11 protein-coding genes are annotated in these 15,327 nt (G+C 74.5%); 5 read left to right on the top strand and 6 right to left on the bottom strand.

Annotated features, from left to right (window positions below; all coding sequences use genetic code 11):
• Positions 1–1,184: PP2C family protein-serine/threonine phosphatase (locus CCN29_RS19440; protein ID WP_086683383.1), on the top strand; the 1,184-nt coding region annotated here is incomplete at its 5' end.
• Between the two features lie 35 nt (positions 1,185–1,219).
• Here CCN29_RS19440 and CCN29_RS19435 read toward each other — a convergent pair.
• Positions 1,220–2,707 carry a DNA-binding protein NsdB gene (locus CCN29_RS19435; protein WP_006133795.1) on the bottom strand — a complete coding sequence of 496 codons (1,488 nt, stop codon included), beginning with the start codon at positions 2,705–2,707 and terminating at the stop codon, positions 1,220–1,222.
• 235 nt (positions 2,708–2,942) lie between these two features.
• On the opposite strand from CCN29_RS19435, the gene CCN29_RS19430 reads away from it, so the two are divergent.
• A complete protein-coding gene (locus CCN29_RS19430; RefSeq protein ID WP_006133797.1) occupies positions 2,943–4,073 on the top strand; it encodes an aminoglycoside phosphotransferase family protein in 1,131 nt (376 codons plus the stop codon).
• 315 nt (positions 4,074–4,388) lie between these two features.
• Positions 4,389–6,353 carry an N-acetylmuramoyl-L-alanine amidase gene (locus CCN29_RS19425; protein ID WP_442538414.1) on the top strand — a complete coding sequence of 655 codons (1,965 nt, stop codon included), beginning with the start codon at positions 4,389–4,391 and terminating at the stop codon, positions 6,351–6,353.
• Positions 6,354–6,430: 77 nt separating this feature from the next.
• On the opposite strand, the gene CCN29_RS19420 is transcribed toward CCN29_RS19425, so the two are convergent.
• The 3 genes from CCN29_RS19420 to CCN29_RS19410 form a co-directional block, all read right to left on the bottom strand.
• Positions 6,431–6,928 (bottom strand): glycosyltransferase family protein, encoded by a 498-nt coding sequence (locus tag CCN29_RS19420; protein WP_031016733.1) that lies wholly within the window; start codon positions 6,926–6,928, stop codon positions 6,431–6,433.
• 90 nt (positions 6,929–7,018) lie between these two features.
• Complete coding sequence (locus CCN29_RS19415; RefSeq protein WP_086683377.1) at positions 7,019–7,921, bottom strand: universal stress protein; 903 nt, start codon at positions 7,919–7,921, stop codon at positions 7,019–7,021.
• Positions 7,922–8,032: 111 nt separating this feature from the next.
• Positions 8,033–8,275 carry a DUF397 domain-containing protein gene (locus tag CCN29_RS19410; RefSeq protein WP_006133802.1) on the bottom strand — a complete coding sequence of 81 codons (243 nt, stop codon included), beginning with the start codon at positions 8,273–8,275 and terminating at the stop codon, positions 8,033–8,035.
• Positions 8,276–8,569: 294 nt separating this feature from the next.
• Here CCN29_RS19410 and paaK point away from each other — a divergent pair, with 294 nt between their 5' ends.
• Both paaK and CCN29_RS19400 read left to right on the top strand, forming a co-directional pair.
• On the top strand, positions 8,570–9,871 hold the full coding sequence (paaK, locus tag CCN29_RS19405; protein ID WP_086683374.1) for a phenylacetate--CoA ligase PaaK: 1,302 nt from the start codon (positions 8,570–8,572) through the stop codon (positions 9,869–9,871).
• Between the two features lie 172 nt (positions 9,872–10,043).
• On the top strand, positions 10,044–11,801 hold the full coding sequence (locus CCN29_RS19400) for a serine hydrolase domain-containing protein (RefSeq protein ID WP_442538413.1): 1,758 nt from the start codon (positions 10,044–10,046) through the stop codon (positions 11,799–11,801).
• 110 nt (positions 11,802–11,911) lie between these two features.
• Here CCN29_RS19400 and CCN29_RS19395 read toward each other — a convergent pair whose 3' ends face one another.
• Together CCN29_RS19395 and CCN29_RS19390 are read right to left on the bottom strand one after the other, a co-directional pair.
• The gene (locus tag CCN29_RS19395; RefSeq protein ID WP_031016721.1) at positions 11,912–13,480 is read right to left on the bottom strand and encodes a phytoene desaturase family protein; all 1,569 of its coding nucleotides are present in this window, start codon (positions 13,478–13,480) and stop codon (positions 11,912–11,914) included.
• A gap of 79 nt (positions 13,481–13,559) precedes the next feature.
• Positions 13,560–15,327 (bottom strand): serine/threonine-protein kinase (locus CCN29_RS19390; RefSeq protein WP_107481715.1); only part of this gene is annotated, 1,768 nt, incomplete at its 5' end.

Below are 15,327 nucleotides of genomic sequence, written 5' to 3'. Positions count from 1 at the left end.
CGCCCACCTTGTCCGACGAGGAGTTACCCGCGCCGCCGGCCCCGCCCCGCGCCTCCCTGCTCAGCAGGGTCGGCAGCGCGGAGTGGGACCTCCTCACGGACGAGGTGAGCTGGTCCGGCGAGCTGTACCGGATTCTCGGCCGCGACCCGGCCGCTCCCCCGCTCACCCTCGACGAACTGCCCTCCCTCGTGCTCGACGAGGACCGGCCGCGGCTGACCGAGATGGTCACCGGCTGCCTGGTCGACGGCCGTCCCATCGACGGGGAGTTCCGTGTGGTGCACGCGGACGACGGCACACGGACCGTGCACATGATGGGCGAACCGGTGCTCGGCGCCGACGGCAGCACCGTCTCCATGTGGGCGGTCCTGCGCGACGTCAGCGAACTGCGCCGCTGCCGAAGGGCGGTGAGCGAGACCCGTGACTCGCTGCACCGGCACCGGCACGCCGCCGCGCGGAGCGAGCACCGGCTCGCGGTCGAGCTGCAGGAGGCCGTGCTTCCGGCGTGGCACGGCTCCCTGCGGTTCCCGCGGCGCGGCCCGCGCGCCCTGGACGTGGCCGCCGCCCAGCTGCCGCCCACCGCGCAGACATCGGTGGGCGGCGACTGGTACGAGGCCCTCGAACTGTCCGCCGACGCCACCCTGCTCGGCGTCGGCGAGATGACCGGACACGGCGTGACCGCCGCGTCCGGTGTGGCCATGCTGCTCGGCGCCGTACGGGGCATGGCCCTGTCCGGCGCCGCGCCCGGCCCCCTGCTGGACTGCCTGGACCGGCTGCTCGGCGCCACCGCGCAACCGGCCCTGGCAGGCGCCGTCTGCCTACGCTACCGGCACGACACCCGCACCGCGGTGTGGGCGCGGGCCGGCCACCCCGCCCCGCTGCTCTACCGCGGCCGGACAGGGCGGGCGCTCGAGGCGCCGCAAGGCGCCCCGCTGGGCGCCGCCCCGGGATCCGGACACGGGCAGGCCGAGGAGACCCTCGAGGTCGGCGACCTGCTCCTGCTGCACACCGACGGCCTGGTGCCCGGGCACACCGGGGCGGCCGCCGTCCACCGGCTCCTCGCCCTGGCGCCCCGGTTCGCCGGGGGCCGTTCCGCCCGGACGTGCGTCCAGGAGGTCGTGCGGGAGTTCGGTGCGGGAGAGCGTGCGGAGCACGCCTGTGTGCTGGTGGCGCGGATCGCCTCCTGACGGGGGCGTACACGAGACGGACGGCGCGTGACCCTTCAGGCCTTCGCGGTGCCGCCCTTGCGCGGCTTGGGCAGCGCCAGTTCGATCTCCTCCCGCAGCTCCTGGATCCTCGGGTACGAGGCGTACTCGGCGGTCAGCCGGTACATCTGGCGCAGCCGGTCCCAGGTGCGGCGCGAGGAGTTCTGGCCCATCGACACCAGGGCGAGCCGCGCGAAGCGGTCGGCCTGTTCGGGGTCGTCGGCGATGAAGCACGCGGAGGCCATCGACAGGAAGTCGAAGATCTTCGACCGCTGCTGGGCGTCCACCCGCAAGGCCAGCGCCTTGTCCGCGTAGTGCTGGGCGTGAACCGCCGCGCCCGGCTCGAACTCCGCGAGCGTGCGGTACGCCAGGGCCTGCATGCCGTACAGGTCCGCCTCGTTGAACAGCTGCATCCAGTTCGGCGGCGGCACGTCCCCCTTGTCGGAGACGAACAGGTCCTCGGCCTGCCCCAGCGTGCGGCGCATCGCCTGGCCCTTGCCCATGGACGCCTGCGCCCAGGCCTCGATGGTGTGGAACATGGCGCGGGTGCGCGGCAGCACCCGCTCGCCCGAGCCGGACTGGGCGAGCTTCATCAGGTCCAGCGCCTCGTCGGGCCGGCCCAGGTGCACCATCTGGCGGGCCGCCCGGGACAGCGCCTCGCCGGCACGCGGCCGGTCGCCGCCCTCCCGGGCCGCGTGAGCGGCGATGACGAAGTACTTCTGCGCCGTCGGCTCCATGCCCACGTCGTGCGACATCCAGCCGGCGAGGACGGCGAGGTTGGCGGCGACGCCCCACAGGCGCCGCTGGAGATGGGGCGGGTGGTGGTAGGCGAGCATGCCGCCCACCTCGTTGAGCTGCCCCACGACCGCCTTGCGCTGGAGTCCGCCGCCGCGGGCGGCGTCCCAGGCGCGGAACACCTCCACGGAGCGTTCCAGTTCCTCGATCTCCTGCGACCCGATGGGGGCCGCCTCGTAGCGGTCGAACCCGGCGGGTTCGGCGTGCAGGGGATCGTGCAGGCGGGGGGCGTCTGCGGTCAGGGCCGGATCGGTGTGCAGCCAGTCGTGCATGGCGCTGCTGAGTGCGGAGCCCGCGGTGAGGGCGGCGCCCGCACCCACCAGGCCGCGTCGGTTGAGCATGAGGTCCATTCCCGTGAATTCGGTGAGGACCTCGGCCGTCCGCTCGGGCGCCCACGGCATTCCGTCGGGATGTTCCGCACTCCCGGCGCGTGGCCGTTTCCCCGTACGCCCGTGCCGGACCAGACCGAGATCCTCGATGGTCACGACACGGCCGAGACGCTCGGTGAACAGAGCCGCCAGCACCCGCGGCACCGGATCGCGCGGGATCTCTCCCATGTCGATCCACCGCCGCACCCGGGAGGTGTCGGTCGCCAGCTGCGGATGGCCCATGGCCGCCGCCTGCCGGTTCACCAGCCTCGCGAGTTCGCCCTTGGACCAGCCGGCCAGGCCGAACAGGTCCGAGAGCCGGGTGTTGGGTTGTCCGCTCACGTCAAGCCCCCAGGTTCTCGGCTGAGTTGACAGTAGCCCGGTGGGCCATGCCGGGCGACTATTCGCCAGGGTTCGCCAGGGTCCGCCAGATGGTGTGCCAGGGGGCCACGGGTGTCGAGTAGGAACGCGCCACCACGACCCCGTCGCCGCAGGGGCATTCCCCCAGGGTGCGGCCGGGCGGCCGGGTTGGGTGGTGCGCTGACGTCGCAGGCACACGAAGGGATCTGTATCACCCATGTACGCAGCATCGTCCTCCGTGTCCGCCCCGCCCCGGCCGCTGCGTCCGCGTCCTTCGGACAGCGGCCCCTACCTCGCCCCCGCGCGCCCGGCGACCCCCGTGCTCGGCGCGGGCAACGCACGGCGCCTCGCGGGACCGGGCACCCAGCCGCTCAGCGGACGGCTCGACCTGTCCGGCGCACAGGGCGCGCAGCTGCGCACGGCGCTCGCGTCGGTGCACCGCATCTGTCCGGAGTTCGCGCCGGTCCAGGTGCTGCGCCGCACCGGCCGGTCGGTGCTCCTGGTCGGCACCACGGGACGCAGCACGGCGGTCGCCAAGTGCTTACTGGACCACTCGCCCGCGTGGAGCGAGCGCATCCGGCACGAAATAGCGGCATACCGCTCGTTCGTCCGGCAGCGTCCGCCCGTGCGGGCGCCCCGGCTGATCGCGGCGGACCCGGACAACTGCACGCTGGTCATCGAGCGGCTGCCCGGACGGGTGGCGGCGCTCCAGCGGCACCCGGTGGAGGCGCCGCCCCGGGCGGACATCAGGGCGGCACTCGGCGCGATCTGCCGGCTCAACTCCTGGCGGCCGCCCGCCGGGACGTTCGACGCGCCGCTGGACTACGCGGCCCGGATCAACCGCTACCACGAGCTGGGGCTGCTCACCGACCGGGACCTCGGAGACCTCCAGAAGCTCCTGCACGGCATCGCCGTGGCGACGGGGCGGCAGGGCATGGGACAGTTCTGCCACGGCGACGCGCTGCTCTCCAACATCCTCATCTCACCGGCCGGTCCGGTGCTGGTGGACTGGGAGCACGCGGGCTGGTACCTGCCGGGCTACGACCTGGCGACCCTGTGGTCCGTGCTCGGGGACGCCCCGGCGGCCCGGCGGCAGATCAGCCAGATCGCGCAGTCGGCGGGCCCCGCCTCGCGCGACGCGTTCCTGGTGAACCTGATGCTCGTGCTGACCCGGGAGATCCGGACCTACGAGACGGCCGTGCAGCGTTCGATGCACGAGCCGGCGCCGGCGGCGGGCCAGCCGGGCGGCGTGCCGTCCGGTGAGGAGCAGCGGCTGCTGCTGCGCCGGCTGCACGACGACTGCCAGCTGGCCCGGCGGGCCGTGCGCGCCGCGGTCGGCACCCGCTAACCGCGGCGCGACCGCCCCGCCGAGTCCCGTACGGCCGCACCCCTACGACTGCCCGCAGGCGACGACCGCCGCGGGCAGTCGGGCTGTTCCGGGCAGGGGCCGTTGCGGGCAGGGACGGTATACGGCCATCGCGCGGGGCCGGGCGGGGCGCCACCGGTCCAGACCGCTGACGCGCCGCAGGTCCGCCGGGGCCCGCCACGAAATCTCGCCGCACCCCGATTGACAAGGGAATTCGCACCCTGCTGGGCATGATTGACGGATCATCGGCCTGCCGGTACCACTGACGGGTCGCACGACCGTCCCCAGGAGGCTGCATTGCGAATTCCCGCCACCGAGCCCGGCCGTGCGGCCGGGCCGTCCCGACGCGCCGGACGGGCCGGCCTCGTCGCCCTGGCCGCCACCGCGCTGACGCTGCCCCTGCTGGGCGCGGCGCCCGACCCGGCCCCGCCGGCCACCGCCCGGCTGCAACAGGCGTTCGCGTCCGCGTCGGCCGCGTACGACGTGCCGCAGAGCGTGCTGCTGGGCGTCTCCTACCTCCAGTCCCGCTGGGACGCGCACGGCGGCGCCCCGAGCGTCACCGGCGGCTACGGGCCGATGCACCTGACGGACGCCCGTACCGCGCTCGCCTCCGCCGGGCACCACGCCACCGGCTCCGAGGACCCGCGCGGGGACGACGCCCGTCCCGCGCTGCGCCCCTCGGAGCTCGGCCCGGACCCGGCCGGGCTGCCGGACCGGCTGACCACGCTGCCGAGGGCGGCCCGGCTGACCGGCCTGGACGCCGAGGCGCTGCGCGAGGACCCGGCGGCGAACGTGGCGGGCGGCGCCGCCCTGCTGGCCGAGGCGCAGCGGAGGCTGGGCGCGCCGGCCAGCGACGACCCGGCCGACTGGTACGGGGCGGTGGCGCTGTTCTCCGGCGCCGACGACCGCGCCTCGGCGGCGGCGTACGCGAACGAGGTGTTCGCGGTGATCCGGGACGGCGAGGCGCGGGTGACGGACGCCGGGCAGCGGGTCGCCCTGGACGCCCGCCCGGACCTGGCGCCCGACCCGTCGGTGCTGGAGCGCGCCGGGCTGCGCAAGGGGTCCGCGGCCGGCACGGAGTGCCCGCGGACGGTGTCCTGCGAGTGGATCCCGGCGCCCTACGAGGAGTTCGGCGAGGGCGACTACGGCAACCACGACCTGGGGAACCGGCCCGCCTCGCAGCGGATCCGGTACATCGTCGTGCACGACACGGAGGGCGCCTGGGAGGGCGTCCTGAACATGGTGCAGGACCCGACGTACGTGTCCTGGCAGTACAGCCTGCGCTCCACCGACGGGTACATCGCGCAGCACGTGAAGGCGAAGGACGTCGCCTGGCACGCGGGCAACTGGTACGTCAACGCGGCGTCGATCGGCCTGGAGCACGAAGGTTTCCTCACCGACCCGGACGCCTGGTACACGGAGGCCATGTACCGGTCCTCGGCCCGGCTGGTGAAGTACCTCGCCGCGAAGTACCGCATCCCGCTGGACCGGCAGCACATCCTGGGCCACGACACGGTGCCGGGCACCACCACGGCCACCATCCCGGGCATGCACACCGACCCCGGCCCGTACTGGGACTGGCGGCACTACTTCGAGCTGCTCGGCAGCCCGCTGAAGGCGACGGGGCCGAAGACGTCGGGGGCCGTCACGATCCGGCCCGACTACGACACCCACCGGCCGGTGTTCACCGGCTGCGAGACCGCCGGTGAGCCCTGCGCCCCGCACGGGTCGAGCGCGGTGCGGCTGTACTCCGACCACGACGAGAACTCCCCGCTGATCAAGGACATCGGCCTCGGCTCCACACCCACCACCGGGGTGAACGACCTGTCCTCGCGGGTGTCCACGGGCCAGCAGTACGCGGTGGCGGACCGCTGGGGCGACTGGACGGCGATCTGGTACCTCGGTCAGAAGGCCTGGTTCCGCAACCCGGCGAAGAACCCGGTCGCCGTGCCTGCCAGGGCCGAGGTGATCACCCCGCGCGAGGGCCTGGACTCCGTCCCGGTGTACGGGCGCGCGTACCCGGAGGCGTCGGCCTACCCGGCGGGGGTGCCGGCGCAGACGGTGTCGCCGCTGCCGTACCGGGTGCTCGCCGGGCAAAAGTACGTGACCGGCGGCAAGGTGCCGAGCGAGTACTACTACGCGGTGACCTTCGACCCGGCCTCGCACCGGGTGGTGCGCGGCGAGGAGCAGTACTACGAGATCCAGTTCGGGCACAGGGTCGGGTTCGTGCGGGCGGCGGACGTGACGGTGGTGTCGTCGTAGCGCGGGAGCGCGCGCAACGCGTCGGGCGCCCCCGGACCGGTGCGGTCCGGGGGCGCCCGCCGTCGTACGGAGTGGGGTCAGCCCTGCTGGAACAGCTCCGCGGGCAGCGGCTTGAGGAGGGCGTACAGGTCGTCGGTGATCGGGCGGTCCCAGGCGGCGATGGTCACCAGGACGTTGTCGCTGCGGTCGAACTGCACGCAGGAGATCCGGCTCTCGGAGAGCTTGACGCGGCGCACGATCAGCAGGTTGTCGCCCTGCATCACCGGCACGTCCTCCGTGCCGACGACGGTGACCTCCTCGTCGTTCTCCAGTGCCAGCAGCAGCTGCCCGACCTCGAAGGGCACCTCGCCCTCGGGCACGTCGCGGGCCGCGGAGCCCTCGGGCAGGTTGCCGATGATCATCGCGGGGCCGCGGCCGCCGAACAGGTCGTAGCGCAGGAAGACGCCCTGGCAGGTTCCGTCGGGGGCGGGCAGCAGGCCCGCGCCCAGATTGCCGGGCCAGTCGCCCGGGTCCATGGCCAGTACGTCGAAATCGGGCCCGGCGGGTGTGGCACTGCGGCGGCGGAGGAACGACATGCCGCCATGGTACGTGTCCGAACCGTGGTTCGGACGGTCGGGCGGAGGCCTCGTGACCGTCTTCGGCGCCCTCCCCCGCGGCTTCCCGGCTCACTCCTCGGCGGGTGCGGGCGGGACGACCGCGACCGGGCTGTGCGCGTGGAGCAGGACCGCCTGGGTGACCGAGCCCATCATGCGGGCGGGCGCGAACAGCCGGCGCCGGTGGCGGCCCACCACGACCAGCGAGGCGTCCCAGGACGCGCCGACCAGGTGCCCTGCCGCGTCCCCGGGCAGCGCGACGACCTCGGCCGCGGCCTCCGGGTGCCGCTCGCGGTACGGGGCGAGCAGGCCGTCGGCGAGGACCCGCGTCTCGTGCTCCAGGGCCTCCTGGTCGGCCTGCGCGGGCGGCACCTCGCCGGGCAGCAGCACCGTCTGGAGCGGCCACGGGTACGCGGTGACGACCCGCAGCGCGGTTCCGCGTGCGGCGGCCTCCGCGAAGGCGAAGCCGAGCGTGGCCGTGTCAGGTCCCTCGGCGCTCACCCCGACGACCACGGGGCCGTCCCCGTGCTCCCGCGTCTCCTCCTCGCCGCCGCGTCCCGGCCGGGGCACCACGACCACCGGGCACCCGGCGTCCCGGGCGGCGGCCAGGGAGTTCGACCCGAGCAGCAGACTGGCGAAGCCGCCGCGGCCCCGCGAGCCGAGCACCAGCAGCCGGGCCTCCGCGCCGGTCTCAGGCAGCAGGGCACCGGGCGCGCCCTCGGTGACGACGTACTCGACGGACGGAATGCCGCCGAGCGCGTCCACCCGGGCGCGGGCCTGGATGAGCACCGGGTCGTCGTCCGCGGCGGGCGGCCCCGTGTCCCGCACGTCCTGGCGGATGCGGGGCGGGGCCGTACGGACGTGCAGGACGCGGAGCGTGGTCCCGTGCCGCCGGGCGGCGTCCAGGGCCCACTCCAGGGCGCGCAGTCCGTCCGGGGACCCGTCCACCGCCGCGACCACCGGCTGGTCGTTCATGTGCCTCGCCTCCGGATACGGCGTCGGTCCGCGCCGTACCCTCACGGTCCGGCGTGGCTCTCCGTCGATCACGTGTCCGGAAAAGCGCGCGGCACACGTCCCTCGGGCGGGTCAGGTCAGGTCGAAGTCGCCCTCGCGCGCGCCCGAGACGAAGGCGCCCCACTCGGCGGGGGTGAAGATCAGGGACGGGCTCTCCGGCCGGCCGCTGTTGCGCATGGCGATGAAGCCCTCCACGAAGGCGATCTGGACGTCGCCCAGACCCCTGCTGCCGGACTGCCACTGTGCGTTGCTGAGGTCCAGCTCGGGCTTGTCCCAGCCCGTGAGCGGGCGCTGCTGGGTGGTGCTCTCGGCCACGTCCGTGCTCCTCCCGGTTGTCGTCCGCGGCCAGCCTAGCGAGCGGGGTGTCCTCCGGACAGGTCGCGTGAGGGGGATGTGGTTCGTCGGTTCTCGGTCGCATCGCCGGGTGCGGGCCGGTGAGGGCTTGTCGCGCAGTTCCCCGCGCCCCTGGGGTGTCGCCTCGCCACCGTCCCTCCGGGAAAAGTGCAGGCCCGGCTCTTGCATTGGAGGGTGGTCGGCTGCGTTACTGGGGCCGACGTGAACGACCGAATGATCGGTCGTCCGGAATGGGACGGTGAAAGGAAGGTCCTGATGACCGAGGCGGCGGACCTGCTGGACCCGGCGGAGCGGCTGGACCCCGACGGGTTGCGGGCCCTCCAGCTGGAGCGGCTGCGGAACTCCCTGCGGCACGCGTACGAGAACGTGCCGTTCTACCGGGAGTCCTTCGACAAGGCGGGCGTCCACCCCGACGACTGCCGTTCGCTGTCCGACCTGTCCCGCTTCCCGTTCACCACCAAGGCGGACCTGCGGGAGAACTACCCGTACGGCATGTTCGCCGTCCCGCGCGAGCGGGTCCGCCGGCTGCACGCCTCCAGCGGCACCACCGGGCGCCCCACGGTGGTCGGCTACACGGAGAACGACCTGTCCATGTGGGCCGACATGGTCGCGCGGTCGCTGCGCGCGGCGGGCGCCAGGCCCGGCGACATCGCGCACGTCGCGTACGGGTACGGCCTGTTCACGGGCGGGCTCGGCGCGCACTACGGGGCCGAGCGGCTGGGCTGCACGGTGATCCCCGCGTCCGGCGGGATGACGTCCCGGCAGGTCACGCTGATCCAGGACCTCAGGCCGTCGGTCATCATGGTGACCCCGTCCTACATGCTCACCCTGCTCGACGAGTTCGAGCGGCAGGGCGTCGACCCGCGCTCCACGTCGCTGCGGGTGGGCGTCTTCGGCGCCGAGCCGTGGACGGAGGACATGCGGCGGGAGATCGAGGAGCGGTGCGCGATCGACGCGGTCGACATATACGGGCTGTCGGAGGTGATCGGTCCGGGTGTCGCGCAGGAGTGCGTGGAGACCAAGGACGGGCTGCACATCTGGGAGGACCACTTCTTCCCGGAGGTCGTCGACCCCCTCACGGGCGAGGTGCTGCCCGAGGGCGAGCGGGGCGAGCTGGTGTTCACCTCGCTAGCCAAGGAGGCCATGCCGGTGGTCCGGTACCGGACCCGGGACCTGACCCGGCTGCTGCCGGGCACGGCGCGCGTGTTCCGGCGCATGGAGAAGGTGACCGGGCGCAGCGACGACATGGTGATCCTGCGCGGGGTGAACCTCTTCCCCACGCAGATCGAGGAGATCGTGCTGCGCACCCCGGGCGTGGCGCCGCACTTCCAGCTGCGGCTGACCACGCGCGGCCGGATGGACGCGCTCACCGTGCGCGCGGAGGCCCGTCCGGACGCGGACGCCTCGGCCCGTGAGGCGGCGGCGCGGTCGATCGTGCAGGCGGTGAAGGACGGCATCGGCGTCTCGGTGGAGGCGGAGATCGTCGACCCGGAGTCGCTGGAGCGGTCGGTGGGCAAGATCCGGCGCATCGTGGATCTCCGCGAGCGGCACGGCTGAGCCCCTCCCCGGCGGCCGGGCCCGCCGTTCACCGCCCCCTCTGTCCACAACCATTGACATCGAGCACCCCTGACAGGAAAGTTTCATCCGGTGCGGTGATCTCCGGAAGTTACTTTCAGGCGACTCGGTGACAGGACTCGGGAGGGGCGGACGGATGGCGGCTGCGAGCGGAATGAGTCGGCGTCAGGTGGGGCGGGGCGCCTTGGCGTTGGGCGGCGGGCTGGCGTTCGCGTCGCTGCCCGCCGATCCGGCCGCCGCGGCGGCCCCCTCCCGCGGGGGCGGCCGTCCCGCGCTGCGGCACGGGTCGGCACGGGAGGCCGGGCTGCTGCCCGGGCCGCTGAAGCAGCTCGTCGCCGACGCCGAGGCGTTCCTCCGGCCGTCCCCGCAGCACCCGTGGTACGCGGGCGCCGTGCTGCTCGCCGGGCGCGGCCGCACGGTGGCGCTGCACCGGCCGATCGGCATGGCCGTGCGCTACCAGGCGTACGACGAGACGACGGACACCGGTGTCGAGTTCCCGGCGGACCAGCAGATCGCGATGGCCGGCGACACCGTCTTCGACCTGGCGTCGGTGTCCAAGCTGTTCACCTCGATCCTCGCCGTGCAGCAGATCGAGCGGGGCCGGCTGACGCTGGAGGCGCCGGTCGCCTCGTACCTGCCGGACTTCGGGCGGGCCGGCAAGCAGGACGTGACGATACGCCAGCTGCTCACGCACACGTCCGGGTTCCGCGCGTGGATCCCGCTGTACGAGGCGCCGACGTACGAGGACAAGGTGCGGCGCGTCTACGACGAGGCGCTCGCCAACCCGCCGGGCACCGCGTACCTGTACTCCGACCTGAACCTGATTTCGCTCCAGCTCGTGCTGGAGCAGGTCACCGGGCGGAAGCTGGACGTGCTGCTCCGCGAGGAGATCACCGGGCCGCTCGGCATGCGCCGCACCCGCTACAACCCCCCGGCGTCCTGGAAGCCGAACATCGCGGCCACCGAGGACGCGCGCAAGCCGTGGTCCGGGCTGGACCGGGGGCTGGTGTGGGGCGAGGTGCACGACGAGAACGCGTACAGTCTCGGCGGGGTCGCGGGCCACGCCGGTGTGTTCTCCGACGCGTGGGACCTGGCGGTCCTCGCGCGGACGCTGCTCGACGGCGGAGCCCACGGCCGGGAGCGGATCCTGCGGCCGGAGTCGGTGGAGCTGATGTTCACCGACTTCAACACGGCCTTCCCGGGCGACGAGCACGGCCTGGGCTTCGAGCTCTACCAGCACTGGTACATGGGCGCGATGGCCACGCCCCGCACGGCCGGCCACACCGGGTTCACCGGCACGGCGCTGGTGCTCGACCCGACCACCGACTCGTTCCTCGTCGTCCTCGGCAACTCGGTGCACCCGGTGCGCAGCTGGCGGTCCGGTTCGGCGCCCCGGGTGGCCGCCGCCAACCAGCTGGCCCGCGCGGTGCCGGTACGCCCGGCGCGGGGGCACACCGCGTGGTTCTCGGGGATGGCGAGCGCGGCCGTCGCTACCCTCGCGCTGCCGGCGCTGGACACCTCGTCCGGCGCGGCCCGGCTGAGCTGCGCGCTCTGGTGGGACACCGAGCCGAGGGCCGACGTGCTGATCCTCGAGTCCTCGGCGGACGGCGGGACGACCTGGCAGCCGGTGCCGTTCACGACGCGGCGGCGCGGCGCCGGGCCCGAGCAGCACCCGGCGGGCACGGCCACCGGCTGGTCGGGCCGCGTCTGGCACGACCTGGCCGCGGACCTGCCGGCCGCCCCCGGCCTGGTCGTGCGCTGGCGGTACACCACCGACCGCCTGTTCGTCGGGCGCGGCGCCTATGTCGACGGGCTGCGCGTCGAGCGGGGCCGGCGGCGGCTCTTCGACGAGGCACGCCCCGCGGACGCGGCCCGGCTGACGGCGGAGGGCTGGAGCCGGGAGGACGGCTGAGGCGGACCCGGGGCCTCAGGTCCGCCGGCCCTCGCCGGCCGGGCCGTCAGGCCTGGCCGCCCGGTCCCTCAGGGCTGACCCGCCGCGTCGTCAGGCAGGCCGGCGTCCCCTCAGGCCTGGCCCGCCTCCAGGACGGCCATCGCCGCGTTGTGGCCCGGCACGCCGCTGACCCCGCCGCCGCGTACCGCTCCGGCGCCGCAGAGCAGCACGTTGGCGTGGGCGGTCTCCACGCCCCAGCGGCCGGTGCCGTCCTGGGCGTGGGGCCAGGACAGGTCGCGGTGGAAGATGTTGCCGCCCGGGAGCCCGAGGTCGCGTTCCAGGTCGAGCGGCGACTTGGCCTCGATGCAGGGGCGGCCGTCGGCGTCGGTGGCGAGGCAGTCGGCGACCGGTTCGGCCAGATGGGCGTCGAGCTGGGCCAGCGTCCTGGTCAGCAGCTCCTCGCGCACGGCGTCGTTGTCCCGCTCGAACAGCCGCGCGGGCGTGTGCAGTCCGAACAGGGTGAGGGTCTGGTAGCCCTTCGCCGCGAGCTCGGGTCCGAGGATGGACGGGTCGGTGAGCGAGTGGCAGTAGATCTCCGAGGGCGGCGCGTCGGGCAGCCGGCCGGCGGCGGCCTGGTCGTGCGCGGTGGCCAGCTGCTGGTAGCCCTCGGCGATGTGGAAGGTGCCGGCGAACGCCTCGCGCGGGTCGACGGAGCTGTCGCGCAGCCGGGGCAGCCGCGTGAGCAGCATGTTCACCTTGAGCTGGGCGCCCTCGGCGTGCGGCGGGGGCGTGTCACCGGTGAGCCGCGCCAGCTCCTCGGGCGAGGCGTTGACGAGGACGTGGCCCGCGGTGACGACGCCCTCGCCGTCGGCCGTGCGGTGGGTGACCTCGGCGGTGCGGCCGTCGGTCTCGACGCGCACGGCCTCGTGGCCGGTGGCGATGACCGCTCCGGCCGCGCGGGCGGCGTCGGCGAGGGCGTCGGTGACCGCGCCCATGCCGCCGACCGGGACGTCCCAGGCGCCGGTGCCGCCGCCGATGACGTGGTAGAGGAAGCAGCGGTTCTGTTTGAGGGAGGGGTCCTGGGCGTCGGCGAACGTGCCGATGAGGGCGTCGGTGAGGACGACGCCGCGCACCAGGTCGTCGGAGAAGCGCTCCTCGACGGCGACGCCCAGAGGCTGTTCGAAGAGGATCCGCCAGGCCTCCTCGTCGTCCACCGTGCGGCGCAGCTCCTCACGGGTGGGCAACGGCTCGGTGAGGGTCGGGAAGACCCGGCGGGCGACCCGGCCGGTCAGGTCGTAGAAGTCCTGCCACGCCCGGTACTCACGGTCGGAGCCGGTGAGCCGGACGAACGCCTCGCGGGTGCGCTCCTCGCCGCCGCCGACCAGCAGGCCGGTGGGCCGGCCGTCGCGCTCGGCGGGCGTGTACGAGGAGATGGTGCGGGTGCCGAGCCGGACGTCGAGTCCGAGGTCGGTGAGGATCTTCCGGGGCAGCAGGCTGACCAGGTAGGAGTACCGGGACAGGCGGGCGTCGACACCGGCGAAGGGGCGGGTGGAGATCGCCGCGCCGCCGGTGTGGTCCAGCCGCTCGAGCACCAGTACGGAGCGCCCGGCGCGGGCGAGGTAGGCGGCGGCGACGAGGCCGTTGTGACCTCCGCCGACGATGACGACGTCGTACGTCCGGGACTCCTGAGCTGCGGTCATGGTTCTTCGTAACACGTGATGATCGTCCGCGGCCAGAGGGGACCGGGCACGGGACGGGCAGGACCGGCCGGGAAACGGACTAGGCGCCTCCGGCCAGGCCCTGTCCGCGTGCCGACGCCACCCGTCCGTACAGGTCCGCCGCCGCCCTGAGGTGGCCCAGGCGCTCCAGGCAGTGGGCCTCGTCCTCGCGGGCGGCGAGGGTGTCGGGGTGGTCCGCGCCGAGGATAGCCTCCCGGGCGTCGGCCACCCGCCGGTACTCGGTGAGCGCGTGCGCCCAGTCGCCCAGCCAGCCCAGGGCGACGGCGACCTCGCGGCGGCTGACCAGGGTGTCCGGGTGGTCGGCGCCGAGCACCCGCTCGCGCAGGGCGGCCACCTCGCGGGACTCGGCGAGGGCGTCCGTCCACCGGCCGAGCCGGCCGAGGCTGACGCCGGCGCCGTGCCGGGCGCGCAGGGTCTCGGGGTGGCGCGGGCCGTGCACCCGGGTGCGGTCCGCGACCAGGCGGCGGTACACGTCGAGGGCCTGCCCGGCGCGGCCGAGGCGGCCGAGGCCGACGCCCACCTCGTGCCGGGCGGCGAGGGTGTCGGCGTGGTCCGGGCCGAGCACGCGGGTGCGGATCACGGCCACGTCCCGGTAGGTCTCCAGGGCCTCCTTCCAGCGGCCCAGGCGGCCGAGGACGTAGGCGACCTCGCACCGGGTGACGAGGGTGTCGGGGTGCTCCGGTCCGAGCACCCGGGCGCGCGCCTCGGCCACCTCGCACGCCGTGGCGTGGGCGTCCTCCAGGCGGCCGAGCCTGCTGAGGTTGCAGGCGAGGTTGTGCCGGCAGCGCAGGGTGTCGGGGTGGTCGGGTCCCATGGTCCGCTCGCGGCCCTGAAGCACCGACAGGTACACGCGGTGGGCGTCGGCCGGGCGGCCCAGCTGGGCGAGGACGTACCCCATCTCCTGGCGCGCGGCGAGCGTGTCGGGGTGGTCGGGTCCGAGGACGCGGATACGGGCCTCGGCGACCTGCTTGTAGGCGCGCAGGGCGTCGGCGGGCCGGCCGGTGCGGCTGAGGGTGAACGCCACCTCGTAGCGGCTGGCCAGGGTGTCCGGGTGCTCCGGGCCGAGCAGGCGCTCGCGTTCGGCGGCGACCTCGGCGTGCAGCTCGCCCGCCTCCTCCCAGTGGCCGAGGCGGCCCCGGCGCAGGGCGGTGTGGTGGCGCTCGGCGAGGGCGGTCAGCGCCGTCGGCGAGAGGGTGGGCCGGGGGGTGTCATGTGATGCGGCTCCGGCGGCGCGGGCGGCGTTGTCGCCGCGCGTCCAGGACGGCACCCGCCCGGGGCGTCCTGCCGGGCCGGCCGGCCGTGCCGTGGACGGACCGGCGGGACGCCCCGAGGGTCCGGGCAGGGCGGGGCGCCCGGCGGGGACCGGCGAGGTCCGTGCCTCCTCGATGCGCCGGGCCAGGTCGAGGGCGCTGTCCGGCCGGTCGTCCGGGTCCTTGGCCAGCAGGTCGAGGATGACGCGCTCCAGCCGCCCGGACAGTTCCGCGCGGTGGCGGCGCGGCGGCACGGGCGGGGTGTCGCGGTGCCCGACGAGGATCGCCCAGGCGTCGTCCAGGTCGAACGGCGGCGCCCCGGTGGCGATCTCGTAGAGCACACATCCGAAGGAGTACAGGTCGCTGCGCCGGTCGACCTCCTCCCCGGCGATCTGCTCCGGCGACATGTAGTGCGGGGTGCCCATGGCGACGCCGGTGCCGGTGAGCCGGGAGGTGAAGCCGATGTCGTGGCCCAGGCGGGCGATGCCGAAGTCGCAGATCTTCACTGTGCCGTCGTCGAGCCGCACGATGTTGGCGGGCTTCAGGTCGCGGTGCACG

Source organism: Streptomyces pseudogriseolus, assembly GCA_002154585.1.
In the GTDB taxonomy this organism is placed as follows: Bacteria; Actinomycetota; Actinomycetes; order Streptomycetales; family Streptomycetaceae; genus Streptomyces; species Streptomyces pseudogriseolus.
Note: the sequence above shows the minus strand (reverse complement) of the source record. Positions and strands in the feature narration are given on the sequence as shown.

What these genes read in the sequence shown, in the direction of transcription:
- CCN29_RS19430 (WP_006133797.1), top strand. Translation starts at nt 2,943, where the DNA reads ATGTACGCAGCATCGTCCTCCGTGTCCGCCCCGCCCCGGCCGCTGCGT.
- CCN29_RS19420 (WP_031016733.1), bottom strand. Translation starts at nt 6,928, where the DNA reads ATGTCGTTCCTCCGCCGCCGCAGTGCCACACCCGCCGGGCCCGATTTC.
- CCN29_RS19415 (WP_086683377.1), bottom strand. Translation starts at nt 7,921, where the DNA reads ATGAACGACCAGCCGGTGGTCGCGGCGGTGGACGGGTCCCCGGACGGA.
- paaK (WP_086683374.1), top strand. Translation starts at nt 8,570, where the DNA reads ATGACCGAGGCGGCGGACCTGCTGGACCCGGCGGAGCGGCTGGACCCC.
- CCN29_RS19400 (WP_442538413.1), top strand. Translation starts at nt 10,044, where the DNA reads ATGAGTCGGCGTCAGGTGGGGCGGGGCGCCTTGGCGTTGGGCGGCGGG.
- CCN29_RS19395 (WP_031016721.1), bottom strand. Translation starts at nt 13,480, where the DNA reads ATGACCGCAGCTCAGGAGTCCCGGACGTACGACGTCGTCATCGTCGGC.